This window comes from Streptomyces lincolnensis, from assembly GCF_001685355.1.
GTDB classification, from domain to species: Bacteria; Actinomycetota; Actinomycetes; order Streptomycetales; family Streptomycetaceae; genus Streptomyces; species Streptomyces lincolnensis.
Genome location: NZ_CP016438.1, coordinates 933,361 through 949,808, shown reverse-complemented (window position 1 = coordinate 949,808; position 16,448 = coordinate 933,361). Strand labels below are relative to the sequence as shown.

The following is a 16,448-nucleotide window of genomic DNA, read 5'->3' as shown; positions in this document are numbered from 1 at the left end:
TCTGCGGCGGAGCCCCGGTGTGACGGCTCTGCGGCGGAGCCCCGGTGTGACGGCTGGATCAGGCCCGGCGGCGCGTCCACTGCGGCTCGGTCAGGGCCCACTCCCGCTCCCACTCGGCCATCCGCCGGCGGTTGGCGGCGCCCAGGACCACGGCGCGGCCGAGAAGGACCAGCGCGCCGGCACCGCCCGTGGCGCACGTACCGACGGTGAGGGTGTGCTGCCAGACGGAGGTCTCGTTCGGCGGCGGGGGAACGTTCCGGCCGCGGGCGTCGAACCACACCTCGACCGAGTCACCGCGGTCGGTGCCGGCCGGAACACGAGCCGTCGCCGTCCGCGGGCCGCTGCCCGGCTCGGTCCAGCGCACGCTCGCCCGGACCGTCTGTCCCCGGCCGCCCTGCACCGAGGGCAGCGCGTTGGACGTTCTGCCGACGACCTCGGCCCGGACACGATGACGGTCGGCCCGCTGCTCGGCGGCCACCGCCCGAGCCTCCCCGTGGGCCCACCAGGCCCCGATCACACCGGCCACCGGCGCCCCCACGAGCAGCAGCACCGCGACGGCGAGAACCGTCCAGGCCTCCACGACGTCCGACCGCCGCCTGAGCGGATTGCTCCGCCAGCGCCATCCGCGCACCCGGGTTCCCATGTCGACCTCCTGGCCCGTCACCGCAGCCGGAGGGGACGCACACACCGGCGCGTCCCCCTGTGCCGCGCGCGTACGCGCATGCGAGTGTCCACACCAATCTGGTACCCATGCACCGGCATCGCCCACCACAACACCAACCCGGTCTTTCCGGGCGAACGGCCCCCGTCGCCGCTCAGGAGTGCCCCTTGGTGACGCCGCGAAACGTCGCCGGCGCGTCAGTCCGCACGCCGGTCGGCACGTCAGCCGAAGCGTTCGATCCGGATCCGGTCGACCGGCTGACCGGCCTCGACCAGCAGACGTGAGGCGTGCTCGGCGAAGGCGTTGGAGCCGCACACATAGGCCTCCCACCCACCGGGAGGCTGGTCCGCCAGGACAGAGGCCACATGGGCGGCCGCCATACGTCCCACGGGCACACCCTCCGGCGCGCTCCGCGTGAACACCGGTGTCGTCTCGGTGCCCAGCTCCCGCGCGTAGATCAGCTCCTCGGGGCGGCGCGCGGACACCAGCAGCCGCAGCGGCACGGACAGCTCCCGCGCCCGGTGGTGGCGCACCATCGACATCAGCGGTACGACACCGGAGCCGGCGCCGATCAGCAGCGCGGGCCGGTCGCCGGGCCAGGCGAAGAAGCCGCTCAGCGGGCCGCGCACCTCCACCTCGTCCCCGGGCTTCGCCACCGTGTGGAACCAGCCGGAGACCTCGCCGCCCTCGACGTGATCGAGGGTCAGCTCGATGTGGCCGGCGTCGTCGGGCGCGGAGGCGATCGAGTAGTGGCGCTGGGCCGTGTAGCCGTCCTCGGCGGTCAGCCGCAGCATCAGGTGCTGGCCGGGCAGATGGCCCGCCCAGGCGGGCACCGCGAACCGGAACGTGGCCGCGTGCGGGGTCTCCCGGCGGATCTCGGTGAGCGTGGCCGTCTGCCACAGGGCGGCGGCCCGGTTGCTGACGGCGATCCGGCCCGGCACCGCGAACCGCGTCGAGGGAGTGAACGAGGAGAACGAGGAGGTGGAGATGTCAGTCACCGGAGTACCGCTGCTCCTCCCAGGGGTTGCCGCGGGCGTGGTAGCCGTTCTGCTCCCAGAAGCCCGGCTCGTCGTGGTCGAGGAGCCTGAGGCCCGCGATCCACTTGGCGCTCTTCCAGAAGTACAGGTGCGGCACCAGCAGCCGGGCCGGGCCGCCGTGCTCGGCGGCCAGCGGCTCGCTGTCGTACTCCCAGGCGATCCAGGCCCGGCCGCCGGTGAGGTCGGCCAGCGGCAGGTTCGTGGTGTAGCCGGTGTGGGAGTAGGCGACGGCATGGGTGGCGGACCCATGGGGCCGCACCACATCCAGGAACGCGTCCAGTGACACGCCCCCGAACCGCACGCCGAACTTCGACCAGCTCGTCACGCAGTGGATGTCGCCCTCGTAGGCCGACGGCGGCAGGGCGTGCGCCTCGTCCCAGTCCCAGGTGTGCGGCCGCTCCACCAGTCCGTCGACGCGGAAGGTCCAGTCGGCGGGCGCGAGCTCGGGTGTGACCTCCGCGGACAGGACGGGCCAGTCGTCGCCGGCGTCGTACTGTCCGGGCGGCAGGCCGGGGTTGTGGACGCGGTCGCGTCCGGTGAAGCCTCGGGTGACGTTCATGCGATTCCAGCGTGACGACGGGGCGATGTCCTACCCGGTCAACCGTACGTGCATGTCAGGTATGCCTCGCGCCCGGCCCCGCCCCCGGATCGTGACGGCCGCGTGAACTCTCCCGCGCCCCGGGAATAGCGGGCCACCGATCCTCCTTGCCGACTGGTGGTGAGACCGGTGGCCCATACAACCGGAGACCCGACGGCAGCGGAGGAGAGTGGGAGCCATGCCCAAGGCGTATGTCTTCACCCGGTACGGCGGGCCGGAGACCGAGGCCCTCATGGAGGTCGCCCGGCCCGCGCCCGGCCCCGGGCAGGTCCTGGTCGCGGTGCGGGCCGCCGGGATCAACCCCGTCGACTGGAAGCTGCGCACGGGACACGTCCGGCCCGGCGACGGCGAACAGGTGTTCCCCGCCGTCCTCGGCCGCGAGGCCGCGGGGGTCGTGGAGGAGGTCGGCGAGGGCGTCGAGGGGTTCGCCGCCGGGGACGAGGTCTTCGGCAACACGGTCGCCGGAGGGTATGCCGAGTACGCCCTGCTGTCCGCCGAGGTCACCGCGCACAAGCCCGCCGCCCTGTCCTTCGCAAGCGCCGCGACCCTGCCGGTGGCCGCCGCGACCGCGTACGACGGGATCCGCCATCTCGACCTGCCCGCCGGGGCGACCCTCTTGGTCACGGGCGCGGGCGGCGGTGTCGGAGCGGCGGCCGTGCAGATCGCCCGGGCTACCGGGCTGAGCGTCGTCGGCGTCGCGAGCGAGGGCAAGAAGGACTTCGTCGAGGCGCTCGGGGCCGTCCACGTCCCGTCCGGGCCGGGCTGGGACGCCCGGGTGCGGGCGGCGGCCCCGGACGGCGTCGACGGGGTCTACGACCTGGTGGGCGGCGACGTGCTGGCCGAGGCCGCCGGACTGCTCACCGACCGGACCCGTCTGATCACCGCGGGCGCCCCGGTCGAGGAGGTGGAACGGCTCGGCGGCGCCCGCGTGGCCCGGGCCCGCACCGCGGCCGTCCTCGAAGAGGTCGCCCGCCTCGTCGTGGACGGCCGGCTCGACCCGTACATCACTCGCACGTTCCCCCTCGAACAGGCCGGCGAAGCGCTGCGCACCGTCGAGGACGGCCACGCCCGCGGCAAGGTCGTGATCGAGGTCGCCCGATGACCACGGAAACGAGCACGGCGGCGACGGTCACCGACCGCGCCGCACGGCTCGACGCGCTGCCCGCCGACACCCCGCACATCCTCGACAATCCCGCCCTCGCCTCACTCACCGGCCCGCACGCCCGCTTCGCCGAGCGGCGCGGCCGTGTGCTGCGCTACCCGGTCGACGTGACGGGGTGGGTGGCGCTGCCCGACGAACCGGACGCGAAGGACTGGGCGGATCTCGCGGCGCTCGCGGGCCCCGGCGCCGAGGTCCCGCTGTCCGGCTACTGCGGCCGCCTCCCGGACGACTGGGAGGTCACGTTCCGTATAGCCGGCGTGCAGCTGGTCGACGAGAGCCTGGCCGCGGCCCCCGCCCCGGAGGCGGTCCGGCTCGGGCCGGCCGACGTGCCCGAGATGCTCGACCTGGTCGCCCGCACCCGCCCCGGCCCGTTCCTGCACCGCACCGTCGAACTCGGCACCTATCTGGGCATACGGCGCAACGGCACCCTCGTCGCCATGGCGGGGGAGCGGCTGCATCCGCCGGGCTGGACCGAGATCAGCGCGGTCTGCACCGACCCCGCCGCCCGCGGCCAGGGCCTCGGGACGCGGCTCGTCCGGGCCGTCGCCCACGGCATCCGGGAACGCGGCGAGACCCCGTTCCTGCACACCGCGGCCGCGAACACCGACGCCATCCGGCTCTACGAGTCCCTGGGTTTCCGGCTGCGCCGCGGGACCGCCTTCCTGGCGGCCCGGGTGCCGCGACGGCCGACCGCGGGGCCGCCCGCCTGCCGTAGACGCGGTCAGTCGTCCGCGGGCCGCGCACCCGTCGAGCCGTTGTAGCGGACCAGATAACCGGCGAACCGGTCCAGATCCTCCTGCGGCCAGTCCTCCAGCCGCTCCCGGACGGCGGCCCGGCGGCGCACCGTGACCTGGGCGAGGATGCGCCTGCCCGCCTCGGTCAGGTCCAGCACCTGGACGCGATGGTCCTCCGGGTCCTGGCGCCGCTCGACGAGCCCGGCCCGCTCCAGGGCGCTCACCTGGCGGCTGACCGTGGACTTGTCCAGCGCGTAGTAGGCGGCCAGGTCGGTGGCGCGGCAGCCGCCGCTCTCCTCCAGGTGCCCGAGCAGGGTGTACGACACCAGCGACAGCTCCGGATGCATGCGCCCGGCGGACGCCCGGGCCCGGCGGGCGAACACGGTCATCTCGCGCTGGATGGTCTCCACGGCCGTTTGCTCTGCGTCCACCGGGACCTCCCTCATGCTGTTCGTTGCATACTACAACTCGAAACGGTGAGGTACTGTGACGCCCGGCTGTGGGCGGTCCCAGTCGTGAAGTCCCGAGGAGGTGAGACCCATTACCGCTGTGTCAGCTCGGGTGCTCATCCCTCGAACCGGCGCGGATCACCGTCGGTAGGTGACCGCGGGAGCACCCTTCGGCTCCCGAAAGGCTCTCGGCTTCCATGCCTCCACTTTCTCCGTCTTCTCCGTCCTCTCCGTCTTTTCCCTCGTTCTCCGCGGCATCGCGTGACTCCGTCGTCGCCGCGCTCCGGGCCGCCGGCTGTGTCTTCGCCGAGGACGAGGCGCGGTTGATCCTGGCCGCCGCCCGTGACACGCAAGAACTCGCCGACCTGGTGGACCGCCGGGTCGCCGGGCAGCCGCTCGAACTCGTCCTGGGCTGGGCCGAGTTCCGCGGGCTGCGCATCGCCGTGGAACCCGGTGTCTTCGTGCCCCGCCGCCGTACGGAGTTCCTCGTCGAGCAGGCCCTCGCCCAGGTCCCGGACGCCTCCGTCGTCGTGGACCTGTGCTGCGGCTCGGGCGCCGTGGGCGCGGCACTGGCCGCCGCGCTCATAGGGGTCGAGCTGCATGCCGCCGACATCGATCCGGCGGCGGTGCGCTGCGCACGCCGCAATGTCGCCTCCGTCGGCGGTCACGTTCACGCGGGCGACCTGTTCGAGGCGCTGCCCGACGGCCTGCGGGGCCGGGTGGACATCCTCGCGGCCAACGTGCCGTACGTCCCGACCGGCGAGGTCGGCCTGCTGCCCGCGGAGGCCCGCGACCACGAGCCGCTGGTCGCCCTCGACGGCGGCACGGACGGACTCGACGTCCTGCGGCGCGTCGCGGCCGAGGCGCCGCGATGGCTGGCCCCCGGCGGCTGTCTGCTGGTCGAGACGAGCGAACGCCAGGCCCCGGCGGCCGTCGCCGCCTTCGGCCGGGCAGGTCTGGAGACCCGCCTGGCCGTGTCCGAGGAGATGTACACCGACGTCGTGATCGGGGTCGCACCCTAACGGCCGGAGTGCCTGGCGGTCGGGTCCTCGCGGACCAGGCCGCCGGAGACCGGTGCCGGACCTGGATCGCTGTCTCCGTCGCGGTCGCCGTCTCCTTGGCGCAGGACCCAGTCGTCGAGGTCCAGGGCCGCTTCCAGGGGTTCCCGGGAGAGGTAGGTCCGCCAGCAGCCGGCCGACGGGTCCCCGGGGGAAGGCGGGCGGTCGCGGAATCGGGCCTCGGCCGGCGCGAAACGGGCCCGTGCGGCCTGCGCGGACAGCCCCAGCACCTCGCCGACGCGCTGCCAGCTCGCACCGCCCACACGCTCGAACACGGCGGCGGCCTCCAGGAGTTGCCGCGCGGCGCCGAGCAGCCGGGCGGCATCGGCGAGCACGGCGCCCGGGGACCGCACGGTGCCGTCGGCACACAGCTCGCCCGCGCCGATCGGCACTGCGGCCCGGGCGAGATCGGCCAGCTCGTACGCCTCGTAGGACAGCACCACGCGGGCTCGTGACGCGTCGGTGAAGGGTGCGTCGGTGAAGGGCGCGGCGGCTTCCGTGTCACCGTCGCCCCTGTGCCGCGCGCCGCGCGGATCGGTCATCACGCCCCCATGGTTCAACCACGCAGGAAATACAGGACGGTCATCGTCACGGCGGTGCTCAGGACGACGGCCCGCAGCAGCCGGGCGGGAAGGCGGCGCGCGAGATGGGCGCCGCCGAATCCACCCGCCACCGCGCCGGCCACCATGGTCGTGAGCACCAGGGGGCTGCTCCGGGCGTCGGAGATGGCGAGGAACAGCGCCGTCGCGCTGACATAGATGGCCGCGAGCTGCGCGATCCGCATCGGATTGCCGGTCGCCGAGTCGATCCCGAGGCCGACGCTCCACACCGCGAGCATCATGATGCCTACGCCACCGCCGAAGTATCCGCCGTAGACGGCGAGCACGAACTGCATGACCAGAACGGTCCGGGGACCCGGCGCGAGCGGGCGGTCCAGCGTCCCGCGCAGGGCCCCGGACAGACGGCCGCCGAAGGCGAACAGCACCGTGGCGAAGGCCAGCAGCCACGGCACCGCGGCGTCGAAGGACTCCGACGGCAGCGCCAGCACCAGAGCGGCGCCGAGGCCGCCCCCGAGCACACTGACCGCGGTCAGCGACTTCGTGGACGCCGGTCCCACCGGGGCGAGTTCGCGCCGGTACACCCAGGCGCCGGCCACCGCGCCGGGCACGAGCGCGATCGTCGAGGACGCGTTCGCCGTCACCGGCGACTGGCCGGCCGCCACCAGAGCGGGCAGCGCGACGAAGGTGCCGCCCCCGCCGACGGCGTTCAACGCGCCGGCGGCGAGACCGGCCAACAGGACGAGCAGGGTCTCGGGCACCCGTCGAGCATCACGCCGTGACGGGCGGGTCCACAATGCGCCGTTGACGCACCCAGCCTAAGGCTGTGCCATAGGCTCGGGGGCATGCGCTACGACCTGGACGATCTGCGTCTCTTCCTCGCCGTCGTGGCGGAGGGATCGATCACGGCGGGCGCCCGGCGGATGCACCTGAGCCTGCCGTCGGCCAGCGCACGGGTGCGCGCCCTGGAACACCACGCCGGTGTGGCCCTGTTGGTCCGCGGCCGCCGGGGCGTGCGGCCCACCCCGGCCGGGACGACCCTGGCCCGGCACGCCCGGGAGGTCATCGACCGGACGATCCGGCTCGACAGTGCGGTGGCCGGCTACACCCGCTCGCCCGACGCTCCGCTGGCCCTGCTGACCGGCGGCTCCGCGACGCACTGGCTCGTGCCGCGGACCCTGGTCTCCTTCCTGCGGGCACATCCCGACGCCGACGTCACGGTCCGCGAGAGCCGTAGCCGCGACACCGTGCGCCTGCTCGCCGACGGAGCGGCGGACCTGGGAGTCGTGCTGGAGAACGAGGCCCGGGACAGCGGGCTCGACCTGGAACCCCTCTGCGACGACCCCCTCGTCGTGATCGGCCAGCGCGACGGGATCCTCGCCGGCCGGAGCGCGATGGCCTACAGCGAGGTCGCCGAACATCCCCTCGTCGGGCTCGACGCCGACTCCGCGCTGCGCCACTGGATCGAGGAGAACCTCGGAGCACATGCCCCGGCGGCACGGCACCGCACCACCGTCGCCGACCTCAACGTCCTGGTCGCCCTGGCGGCCGCGGGCGTCGGGCTCGCCGTCGTGCCCCGCCGGGCCCTCGACGCGGGACCCCCGGTCGACGTGTGCGACCTCCGGGACACCTGGGCACACCGCCGGCTGATGCTGGCCTGGGGCGCCAAGGAACGCCCCGCGTCCGCCGCCGCACTGGCCGAGCACCTTCGCCGGGCGGCCTCGCCCGACGGCGGTCTACCGGGCCCATCGCGGCGCCCACGTCCCGTCCTCACGGCGGGCGGAGCCGAGGTGGGCGCGCAGGGCGCCGAGCGCGGGATGGGGATTGTCGGAGCGCCACAGAAGTGAGTGCGGGTACACCGGCGTCGGATCCTGGACGGGGATGCGCCGCAGGTCCTGTCCGGCGGGCCACACGAGGCGGGTCCCCTCGCCGACGAAGGTCGCCACGGTCGCGGAGTCGGCGACGGTGTCCAGCAGCGGTTCGGTGCCGAAGTGGGGGCCGGTCGCCTCGATGGTGAGCCCGAAGGCCGCCGCGAGATCGTCGTAGAACGTCGCCCACTCGGTGCCCGCGACGAGACCGGGCATCCAGATCCGGTGCCCAGCCAGCTGCCCGGGACGGACGGAGCGGGCCCCGGCGAACACGTGCTGCGGCCCGGTGACCAACTGGAGGGGCTCGTCGTACACCCGCAGGGCCGCGATGCCGTCGGGCAGCTCCCGGGCGGGCACGGTGACGGCCCGGAAGGACGCGTCGATCGTGCCGGACCGCACCGCCGCGAGGGCGGCGTCGGCGTCGAAGAGGGTCACGACGTCCAGCTCGATCCCCGGGTGCGCGCGGTGGAAGTCGCGCACCAGGTCGGCGGGGGCCAGCCGGCGGCCGATCACGTCGACCCGCAGGGCGCGTCGCCCGGGCCGTACCGAGGCCGCGGCCCGCTCCTCGGCCCGCAGCAGCTCGCGGGCGTGGGGCAGGAACGCCTGCCCGTCGATGGTGAGCCGGGCACCGCGCGCGGTCCGGGTGAACAGCCGCACCCCGAGATCCTTCTCCAGCGCGGCCACCCGCTTCGACACGGCCTGCTGGGTGATCGACAGGGCGCCGGCCGCCTCCTGGAACCGGCCGGCGTCCGCGGCGGCGACGAAGGTGCGTACGGCATCGAGATCCACGGCGGCCACCCTAGAGGTACAACGTGCGGTTGTGGCTGCCCGGTCCCGGCGGTTGTTTGATCTGCGGACCCGCCGCCCGCTTTGATGTCCGCGGTCAACGCGACGTTGTCGTGAGGGCGTCGGGCGCGGGCGAAGGGGAGGGGCGGGACGTGGCAGAGAGACGGTCGCTGGGGCGGTCGTTCGGGTGGCTGTGGGCCGCGTACGGCGTCAGCGCCTTCGGCACCCGGTTCGCCTTCGACGCGTTCTCGCTGATCGCGGTCGTCGTGCTGCACGCCGGGCCGACCCATGTGTCCGTGCTGGCGGCGGCGGGGCTCGCCGTCGGGGCCGCCGTGGCGGTGCCGCTCGGACCGTGGGTGGAGTTCCGCCGCAAGCGGCCGGTGATGATCGCGATGGACCTGATCCGGTTCGCCGCGATGGCGACCGTGCCCCTCGCGTTCGCCCTCGACCGGCTCACCTTCGCCCATCTCCTGGTCGTGGCGGTCGTCGTCTCGGCGGCCGACATCACCTTCACCGCCGCCTCCGGATCCTTCCTCAAGACACTCGTGCCCCACGAGGACCTGCTGATCGCCAACGGCAGGTTCGAGGCCACCACCTGGACCGCGACCGTCCTCGGGCCGCCCGCCGGCGGGGCCGCCGTCGGCCTGTTCGGCCCCGTGATGACCGTGGTCGCCGACGCCGTCAGCTACCTCCTGTCGGCCCTGGGCCTCTGCGCGATCGGGGGCAAGGAGGCACCGCCCGTGCGCACCGGCCCACCGGCACGGTTCCGGGCGGGCGACCTCCTCGACGGCTGGCGGTACATCCTCACCAGCCCCGTCCTGCGCCCCCTGTTCCTCAACACCGTCCTGGTCAACGCCCTGATCATGGTGGGTGCGCCGCTGCTCGCCGTCCTCATGCTCGGCGATCTGGGCTTCGCCCCCTGGCAGTACGGCCTCGCCTTCGCGGTGCCCTGCCTGGGCGGCCTGATCGGCTCACGTCTGTCCCGCCCGCTCGTCGCCCGCTTCGGACAGCACCGGGTGCTGCTCGTCTCCGGGACGCTGCGCGCCTGCTGGCCGATCGGGCTGGTCTTCATCGGGCCCGGAAACGCCGGACTCGTGCTCGTCATGGCCGTGGAACTCGGGCTGATCACCTGCATCGGCGTGTACAACCCGGTGCTCGCCACCCACCGGCTGAACCGCACCGCGCCGGACCGGGTCGCCCGCACCCTGACCGCGTGGTCCATCACCGGCAAGCTGACCACCGCGATCCTCACGGCCCTGTGGGGACTGCTGGCCGGCCTCACCGGCACGCGCACCGCCCTCGCCGTGGCGGGCCTGCTTCTGCTGGCGACACCGCTGCTGCTGCCACGGCGCGAGGCGACCCACGAGGACGAGGACGCACCCGTGGCGGCCGACAGTCCTGCGTGAGCCCCGGGCCCGGACGGCGGGCGCTCCCGGTCTCAGGTCGTCGCGCCGCTCCCCGACGGGCTGCTCCCGCGCTCGTCGCGCGGGCCGTGACCCGGGAGCCTGTCGAGCCAGCCGCCGTCGCCCTCCTTGTGCCGGGTGCCGGGCCAGGTGCCGGTGAGGACGCGCGTGGCGGTCCGGTCGCCGTCGTCGGAGCGGGTACCGGCCAGGAAGGCCGTGTCTCCCTTCGTGAGGGCGTCCGAGCCGGACGTGCCCTCGGGGAGGACCTGTGTGTCCGCGTCGACGGTCCAGGTCCACACGGCGCCGTCCTCGCTCTTGACCGTGACCTGGTCGCCGTCCACCTTCTCGACGGTGCCGCGCTGCCAGATCCGGACCACCCACTCGTCCGAGTCGGGGTCCTTCACGGTCGACTCGCCGTGCACGGCGTTTCCGCCGCGTCCGAACCACGGGCCGCGGCCGTGTCCGTCGCCCGGGCGCTCGTCCGGTGACAGCGAGGCCGACGCGGATCCGGAGGGTGTGGCCCCGGTGGCCGAGGGGCCCGAGTCCGCCGAAGTGGCGGCGTAGGCGACCGTGCCTCCGACGGCCAGGACGGCGACTGCCGTCGCCGCGACGACCGTGCGGGTGCGGGCGGAGGCGCGCCGCCGGACCCCTGTGGTCCGTGGTTCCGCGCCACCGGGACCGGTGACCACCTCCTGGTGGGGCGTCGTCCCGGTGGGCGGCTCTGGTGGTTCGTTGCCGGTGGTGTGCGGCTGGTCCGGATCGTGTGTCACGGCTCGCTCCCCTCGGACGCGGCACTGCGGCATCGGCGCACTGCCGTGCCTCGCCTTGCTGTGATTGTGGGATGCGGGCGGTAAGAATCCGGTAATCGGTTCCTGTGAATCGAGACGCCCGCCCCTGACGCCTCACGCGGGCGCCCCACGCGGGCTAGGAGGTCTGCACCCGCGCGATGAGGAGTGCCACGTCGTCGGAGTTGTCCGGCTGGTGCAGGGTCCGCAGCAGCAGGTCGCAGACCTCCTCCAACGGGCGGTCCGGGCCGTCGAGGAGGGCCAGGAGGGCGTCGAGGCGTTCGTCGAGGGGGTGCTGACGGGTCTCGACGAGGCCGTCGGTGTAGAGCACGAGCCGGTCGCCGGGTGTCAGGTCGACGGTGGTGGTGGAGAAGGCGACCCCGCCCACGCCCAGCGGTGCGCCGGTGGGCAGGTCGAGCAGCTCGGGGGGACGGCCGGGGCGCAGCCGGGCCGGAGGCAGGTGTCCGGCGTTGGCGATCCGGCACTGCCCGAGCCGCGGATCGTGGACGGCGTACACACAGGTGGCGATGGAGTGGTCCAGGTCCTCGGTGATCCGGTCGAGGTGTTCCAGGAGGACGGCCGGATCGAGGTCGAGGGAGGCCAGGGTGGTCGTCGCGGTGCGCAGCCGGCCCATCGTCGCGGCCGCGTTGATACCGCTGCCCATCACGTCACCGACGACGAGCGCGGTCTTGCCGCCGTCCAGCGGGATCACGTCGAACCAGTCGCCGCCGACCTCCGCGGTGGCGCCCGCGGGCTGGTAGCGGGAGGCCACCTCCAGGCCGCCGGTCACCCGCGGATGGCTCGGCAGCAGGCTGCGCTGGAGGGTGAGGGCGGTGTCGCGGGCGTTCTGGTACCAGCGGGCGTTGTCGATCTGGAGGGCGGCACGGGAGGCCAGCTCCCGCGCCAGGAGCACGTCGTCCTCGCTGAACGGCACGGGATTGCGGATGCGCTTGAGGTCGAGGGAGCCGAGCACCTCGCCGCGCGCGATCAAAGGCACGGCCAGATAGGAGTGGACGCCCGCCCGCTCCAGCAGCTTCGCCGCCTCGGGGGAGCGCGCGATGCGAGGCAGGTCCTCGGCCTCCACCCGGGCCACCAGCACGGGCTGTCCGCTGCGCACGCACTCGGTGACCAGCCGGTCGGCGGCGTACCGGGCCACCTGTCCGGGCGGGTCGGCCGCCCGCAGCGCGTCGGGGACGCGGTCCGCCTCGACGGCGAGCGCGCGGATCAACGCCGCCTCGGCGGGTCCGAGGGTGCTGGGCCTGCCCTGGACCACGGCCTCCAGCAGATCCACGGCCGCGCAGTCGGCGAGTTCCGGCACGGCGACCCCCGCCAGCTCCCGGGCGGTGCGCTCCAGGTCCAGGGTGGTGCCGATCCTGGCGGTGGCGTCGGCGACGAGGGCCAGCCTCCGCCGGGCGGCCTCCGCCTCGACGGCGGCCCGGTGCTGTTCGGTGATGTCCACCACCGAACCTGCCACGCCCAGCACGGTGCCGACCGCGTCCTCCAGACGGTAGAAGGAGATGGTCCAGGCGTGTTCCTGGTCCGGATCGGCAGGCGTACGGCCGAAGGTGTGCTGGTCGACGAGCGGTCTGCCGGTGCGCAGCACCTCACGGGCCGCGGTCTCGACGGCGTCGGCGTCGATCTGCGGCAGGATCTCGTGGATCGTGCGCCCGACGTGGTCCTCGGCCGGGAGGCCGTTGATCCGTTCCAGCGCGGGGTTGACGGAGACGTACCGCAGTTCGGTGTCCAGGACGACCAGGCCGATCGGGGACTGCGCGACCACCCGGGTCGACAGCGCCACGTCCCGCTCCAGCCGCCGTACGGTCGACTGGTCGGCGCACAGGCCCAGCGCGTAGACGTCGCCGTGGTCGTCGAGGAGCCGCATGTTGCGGAACTCCACCAGGCGGGTGCCGCCGTCCTTGCGCCGGATGGGGAACGCGCCGGCCCAGCTCTGGCCGGTGGCCATGACATCGGAGAACAGCTTGACGACCAGGTCGACGTGCTGTTCGTGGACCATGATCCGGGCCGCGTACTCCCCGAGGGCCTCCCGGGCCGGATAGCCGAACAGCTCCTCGGCCTGCGGACTCCACAGCACGATGCGTCCCTGCGTGTCCAGGACCACGGAGGCCACGCCGAGCTCGTCGAGCAGTCCGCTCGGCCGCCCCGGGCCGCGCACCGGCTCGCCGTCCTCCGGCGCGGGAACCCCGGCTGATCTCATGCCACGCACCGCCTTCGCCGCTCTCACGGCACGTCGTTCCCCCGTGCCGACTCCCCTTGTTCTACCGCGTTCAACCGAGTCTGCGACGCCGCCGTCCGCATCTTCCACCATCTCCTGACACGGTGACGGCCGTCAGGGAAAGTCGCAGCGCGAGCCTGTGATCCCGCCGACAGCCACCGTTCCCCTGTTTGGTCTGTACATGACCACCTGGGGCGGCCAGACTGTCCGCCGGACACGCCCCAGCCCCCAGAGGAGACGCCTCCATGCCCCTGCGCGCCCGGCGCCGCCGTACGGTCCTCGCCGCCCTCGCCCCGCTCACGGCCGCCGCCCTGCTGACCGCGGCCCCGCCCGCCTCCGCCGCCGACACCTGGACCGAGGCCGGCTCCGACCGCGCCGACGCGCTCACCGAGAGCCAGGGCCTCACCTCGGTCGAGGTCCCGGCGGGGGCCGCCAACCGGTACACCGGGATCGGCACCATCCCCGTCGGCGTGAGCGGCCGGGGATGGAACCACATCGGCGACCCCGACGCCTCGTACGACGGCCACTACATCGAGCCGTACCAGCGGGACGACGGCACGACGAAGATGTTCCGCGTCCAGGCGCCGGGCGGGACCTGGTCCGAGTACGTCCACACCCTCGGCCCGGGCGAGGCCCGGAACAACTCCTGGGTCGCCGTCACCCCCGGCGGGCAGTGGATGCTCGCCGGCGAGTACGGCACCATGAGCCGGCTGCTGGTCTTCCCCACCCCGGGCGTGAACCCGGGCACCTCGCCGTCGGCGAACCTCCCGCAGGCCTCCACGGTCCGCCTCGACCACGCCGTACGCGACGTACAGGGCTGCGACTTCGTCACCGCGACCCGGCTGCTGTGTTCCTCCGACGACCCGGCGGGCACGCTCTTCGGCATCACCAAGCCGCTGCTCCAGGTCGACCTCTCCGCCGAACCGAACGGCACGGCCGACGTCACGGGCCACGTCACCGCCCTGCGTCAACTTCCGCTGCGCAGCTCGTGCTCCGGCACCTTCGAGACGGAGGGCATCGACTACGACCGGCGCACCGGCACCCTTCGGGTCATCGTCCTGTCACCGGGCTTCTGTGTCCTGACGGACAGCAAGACGTATCGCTTCACCCGGAGTTGACGGGAGCGGACTCTGTCGACGGGGGGCGGGGCCGCCGACCGCCGGGATCACGGGCCCGAAATGAGTGTTGTCACCGATGGTGGGGCCGGCCCCCGGGGTGCGACGGTGACAGGGAGACCTGGATCCCCTCCCGACGAAGGAGAAACCGCATCCACCCCCGTGAAGTCCTGTACGTCCTGACCCCGACGCGGTCGAAGGCGGTGACCCGTGGGACACGCTGACACCCTGCTCGCCATGGGCGGCGCCTTCCTCGCCGCCGCGTTCCTCGCCCGTCTCGGCGGCCGGATCGGGCTGCCGACGATCCCGCTGTTCATGCTCGCCGGCATCCTGCTCGGCCCGCACACCCCGGGCCTGGTACTGGTCGAGGACGCGCACGACTTCGAGATGCTCTCCGCGCTCGGGCTGGTGCTGCTGCTGTTCTACCTGGGCCTGGAGTTCCATCTCGACGACCTCAAGAGCGGCGGCCGGCGCCTGGCGGCAGCGGGCGGGGTCTATCTGCTCCTGAACGTCGGAGCGGGCCTCGGCTTCGGCTTCGCCCTGGGCTGGGGAGCGCGGGAGGCACTCGTCCTGGCCGGCGTCCTCGGCATCTCCTCGTCCGCCATCGTCACCAAGATCCTCATCGACCTGGGCCGCATCGGCCGCCCGGAGACACGGCTGATCCTGGGCGTGATCGTGGTCGAGGACATCTTCCTGGCGCTGTATCTCGCGGCCCTGCAACCGGTCATCAGCGGGGCGCAGGGCGCCGGGGAGGTGCTCCTCCAGGCGGGCAAGGCGTTCGGGTTCCTGCTCGTGCTGGCCGCCGCGGCCCGCTACGGCACCCGCTGGATCGGCCGGCTGGTCCAGGTCCGCGACAACGAACTTCTGGTCATCAGTTTCCTCGGCGCCGCGGTCCTGGTCGCCGGTGTCTCCGAAGTCCTCGGCGTGGCCGACGCGATAGGCGCCTTCATGGTGGGCCTGATCCTGGGCGGCACTCCGTCCGGGCCGCGCATCCGGGAGTTGGTGCACCCGCTGCGCGACGCCTTCGCGGCGATCTTCTTCTTCGCCTTCGGGCTGGCCATCGACCCCGGCGTCGTGGCCTCCGTCGCCGGGCCCGTCGCCGCCGCGGCCGCCCTGACGATCGTCATGAACGTGGCCGCGGGACTGCTCGTCGCCCGCCTGTACGGCTACGGCTCGGAGCCCGCCGCCGACATCGCCACGACACTCCTGGCCCGCGGCGAGTTCGCCCTGATCCTCGCCGCCATGGCCACCAGCGCGGGGCTCGACGCACGCCTCGCCCCGTTCATCGCGGGCTACGTCCTGGTCCTCGCCGTCCTCGGCCCCGTCGCCGCCGGCCGCGCCCACCTGCTGGCCCGCGCACTCCGCTCCGGACGCGCCAGGCTCTCCCGCCAAGGCGCCACGACCACTCCGACGCCGGAACCGGAGAGCGACTCCCCGCGCTCGCCGGCCACACCGGTACCGGTGGAGGCGGACCGCTAGGCCGCTTCCGGACCGGCGCCGCCGGTGCGCCGTGGGACGCGTCGCGCGCCGTCCCCACGGGCAGCATCAGGAAGGCGACGGAAAGTGAGCACGCGCGGAAGTCGCGGAGAGGAGGGACTGTGGCCCAGTCCGACGACGAACGCCTGCTCGATCTCGAAGCGCACCTGGCACGCGAGGACCCCCGGTTCGCCGCCGCCTTCAGGGACGGCCGCCCGGCCCGGCCCCGCGAGTACCGGCGTACCGGCGCCTGGTGGACGCTGGCCGTCGCCGTGGTCGTCCTGACGACGGGCGTGGTGCTGTCCGACGGGCTGCTGATCGCCACGGGCCTGGTGTTGTGCGGCGTCGCCGTGGAGCTGCTGGACCCCCACCGCGGGTGCCGGGGGTCCTGCGAGGAGCAGCGGGGATCCGCCCAGGGGCCCTGCGGGTGACGTCCGGGCGCCGGAGTCGCATCCGGACGGTGTGCGTACGGCCGAAGGGGTGACCGCGCGATGCCGGAAGGGGCGACCCCCGACGCCGTCAGGGG

At 73.8% G+C, this 16,448-nt stretch carries 17 protein-coding genes; 8 read left to right on the top strand and 9 right to left on the bottom strand.

The window, feature by feature from the left end; translation table 11 throughout:
• Window positions 1-58: 58 nt before the first annotated feature.
• The 3 genes from SLINC_RS04255 to SLINC_RS04245 form a co-directional block, all read right to left on the bottom strand.
• Window positions 59-643, bottom strand: a complete 585-nt coding sequence (locus SLINC_RS04255; RefSeq protein ID WP_067426931.1) for an Rv1733c family protein — start codon at window positions 641-643, stop codon at window positions 59-61.
• A 239-nt stretch (window positions 644-882) separates the two neighbouring features.
• The gene (locus SLINC_RS04250) at window positions 883-1,650 is read right to left on the bottom strand and encodes a ferredoxin reductase (RefSeq protein WP_067444951.1); all 768 of its coding nucleotides are present in this window, start codon (window positions 1,648-1,650) and stop codon (window positions 883-885) included.
• A gap of 1 nt (window position 1,651) precedes the next feature.
• Window positions 1,652-2,257, bottom strand: coding sequence for a sulfite oxidase-like oxidoreductase (locus SLINC_RS04245; RefSeq protein ID WP_067426928.1), 606 nt, complete (start codon window positions 2,255-2,257; stop codon window positions 1,652-1,654).
• 217 nt (window positions 2,258-2,474) lie between these two features.
• Here SLINC_RS04245 and SLINC_RS04240 point away from each other — a divergent pair, with 217 nt between their 5' ends.
• The gene (locus SLINC_RS04240; RefSeq protein WP_067426926.1) at window positions 2,475-3,398 is read left to right on the top strand and encodes an NADP-dependent oxidoreductase; all 924 of its coding nucleotides are present in this window, start codon (window positions 2,475-2,477) and stop codon (window positions 3,396-3,398) included.
• Window positions 3,395-4,219 (top strand): GNAT family N-acetyltransferase, encoded by an 825-nt coding sequence (locus tag SLINC_RS04235; protein WP_079164398.1) that lies wholly within the window; start codon window positions 3,395-3,397, stop codon window positions 4,217-4,219. Before SLINC_RS04240 ends, SLINC_RS04235 begins: the two co-directional genes overlap by 4 nt.
• Here the strand turns inward: SLINC_RS04235 and SLINC_RS04230 are convergent.
• Window positions 4,180-4,581, bottom strand: coding sequence for a MarR family winged helix-turn-helix transcriptional regulator (locus SLINC_RS04230; protein WP_375141522.1), 402 nt, complete (start codon window positions 4,579-4,581; stop codon window positions 4,180-4,182). The two genes, SLINC_RS04235 and SLINC_RS04230, sit on opposite strands and share 40 nt — an antisense overlap.
• A 257-nt stretch (window positions 4,582-4,838) precedes the next feature.
• Here SLINC_RS04230 and SLINC_RS04225 point away from each other — a divergent pair, with 257 nt between their 5' ends.
• Window positions 4,839-5,663 carry a putative protein N(5)-glutamine methyltransferase gene (locus tag SLINC_RS04225; protein ID WP_067426917.1) on the top strand — a complete coding sequence of 275 codons (825 nt, stop codon included), beginning with the start codon at window positions 4,839-4,841 and terminating at the stop codon, window positions 5,661-5,663.
• Here SLINC_RS04225 and SLINC_RS04220 read toward each other — a convergent pair.
• Complete coding sequence (locus tag SLINC_RS04220; protein ID WP_067426911.1) at window positions 5,660-6,241, bottom strand: hypothetical protein; 582 nt, start codon at window positions 6,239-6,241, stop codon at window positions 5,660-5,662. The two genes, SLINC_RS04225 and SLINC_RS04220, sit on opposite strands and share 4 nt — an antisense overlap.
• Window positions 6,242-6,255: 14 nt before the next feature.
• Window positions 6,256-7,017, bottom strand: a complete 762-nt coding sequence (locus SLINC_RS04215; RefSeq protein WP_067426908.1) for a sulfite exporter TauE/SafE family protein — start codon at window positions 7,015-7,017, stop codon at window positions 6,256-6,258.
• Window positions 7,018-7,101: 84 nt separating this feature from the next.
• On the opposite strand from SLINC_RS04215, the gene SLINC_RS04210 reads away from it, so the two are divergent.
• A complete protein-coding gene (locus tag SLINC_RS04210) occupies window positions 7,102-8,103 on the top strand; it encodes a LysR family transcriptional regulator (RefSeq protein WP_079164397.1) in 1,002 nt (333 codons plus the stop codon).
• Here SLINC_RS04210 and SLINC_RS04205 read toward each other — a convergent pair.
• Entirely contained in the window at window positions 7,993-8,913 is a 921-nt protein-coding gene (locus SLINC_RS04205; RefSeq protein WP_067426905.1) for a LysR family transcriptional regulator, read from the bottom strand. The genes SLINC_RS04210 and SLINC_RS04205 overlap by 111 nt on opposite strands.
• A gap of 149 nt (window positions 8,914-9,062) precedes the next feature.
• Between SLINC_RS04205 and SLINC_RS04200 the strand changes: the two genes are divergently transcribed.
• Entirely contained in the window at window positions 9,063-10,316 is a 1,254-nt protein-coding gene (locus SLINC_RS04200) for an MFS transporter (protein WP_067426902.1), read from the top strand.
• 32 nt (window positions 10,317-10,348) lie between these two features.
• Here SLINC_RS04200 and SLINC_RS47875 read toward each other — a convergent pair whose 3' ends face one another.
• A complete protein-coding gene (locus SLINC_RS47875) occupies window positions 10,349-11,083 on the bottom strand; it encodes a DUF5666 domain-containing protein (protein ID WP_067426899.1) in 735 nt (244 codons plus the stop codon).
• A gap of 154 nt (window positions 11,084-11,237) precedes the next feature.
• Window positions 11,238-13,313 carry a SpoIIE family protein phosphatase gene (locus SLINC_RS04190; protein ID WP_067426897.1) on the bottom strand — a complete coding sequence of 692 codons (2,076 nt, stop codon included), beginning with the start codon at window positions 13,311-13,313 and terminating at the stop codon, window positions 11,238-11,240.
• A gap of 263 nt (window positions 13,314-13,576) precedes the next feature.
• Here SLINC_RS04190 and SLINC_RS04185 point away from each other — a divergent pair, with 263 nt between their 5' ends.
• The 3 genes from SLINC_RS04185 (at window position 13,577) to SLINC_RS04175 (ending at window position 16,353) form a co-directional block, all read left to right on the top strand.
• The gene (locus SLINC_RS04185) at window positions 13,577-14,449 is read left to right on the top strand and encodes a hypothetical protein (RefSeq protein WP_067426894.1); all 873 of its coding nucleotides are present in this window, start codon (window positions 13,577-13,579) and stop codon (window positions 14,447-14,449) included.
• Window positions 14,450-14,656: 207 nt separating this feature from the next.
• Window positions 14,657-15,925 carry a cation:proton antiporter gene (locus SLINC_RS04180; RefSeq protein WP_067426886.1) on the top strand — a complete coding sequence of 423 codons (1,269 nt, stop codon included), beginning with the start codon at window positions 14,657-14,659 and terminating at the stop codon, window positions 15,923-15,925.
• A gap of 119 nt (window positions 15,926-16,044) precedes the next feature.
• Window positions 16,045-16,353 carry a DUF3040 domain-containing protein gene (locus SLINC_RS04175; RefSeq protein WP_067426884.1) on the top strand — a complete coding sequence of 103 codons (309 nt, stop codon included), beginning with the start codon at window positions 16,045-16,047 and terminating at the stop codon, window positions 16,351-16,353.
• The last annotated feature ends 95 nt before the right edge of the window (window positions 16,354-16,448 follow it).

What these genes read in the sequence shown, in the direction of transcription:
- SLINC_RS04255 (WP_067426931.1), bottom strand. Translation starts at nt 643, where the DNA reads ATGGGAACCCGGGTGCGCGGATGGCGCTGGCGGAGCAATCCGCTCAGG.
- SLINC_RS04245 (WP_067426928.1), bottom strand. Translation starts at nt 2,257, where the DNA reads ATGAACGTCACCCGAGGCTTCACCGGACGCGACCGCGTCCACAACCCC.
- SLINC_RS04240 (WP_067426926.1), top strand. Translation starts at nt 2,475, where the DNA reads ATGCCCAAGGCGTATGTCTTCACCCGGTACGGCGGGCCGGAGACCGAG.
- SLINC_RS04235 (WP_079164398.1), top strand. Translation starts at nt 3,395, where the DNA reads ATGACCACGGAAACGAGCACGGCGGCGACGGTCACCGACCGCGCCGCA.
- SLINC_RS04230 (WP_375141522.1), bottom strand. Translation starts at nt 4,581, where the DNA reads ATGACCGTGTTCGCCCGCCGGGCCCGGGCGTCCGCCGGGCGCATGCAT.
- SLINC_RS04225 (WP_067426917.1), top strand. Translation starts at nt 4,839, where the DNA reads ATGCCTCCACTTTCTCCGTCTTCTCCGTCCTCTCCGTCTTTTCCCTCG.
- SLINC_RS04220 (WP_067426911.1), bottom strand. Translation starts at nt 6,241, where the DNA reads ATGACCGATCCGCGCGGCGCGCGGCACAGGGGCGACGGTGACACGGAA.
- SLINC_RS04210 (WP_079164397.1), top strand. Translation starts at nt 7,102, where the DNA reads ATGCGCTACGACCTGGACGATCTGCGTCTCTTCCTCGCCGTCGTGGCG.
- SLINC_RS04190 (WP_067426897.1), bottom strand. Translation starts at nt 13,313, where the DNA reads ATGAGATCAGCCGGGGTTCCCGCGCCGGAGGACGGCGAGCCGGTGCGC.
- SLINC_RS04185 (WP_067426894.1), top strand. Translation starts at nt 13,577, where the DNA reads ATGCCCCTGCGCGCCCGGCGCCGCCGTACGGTCCTCGCCGCCCTCGCC.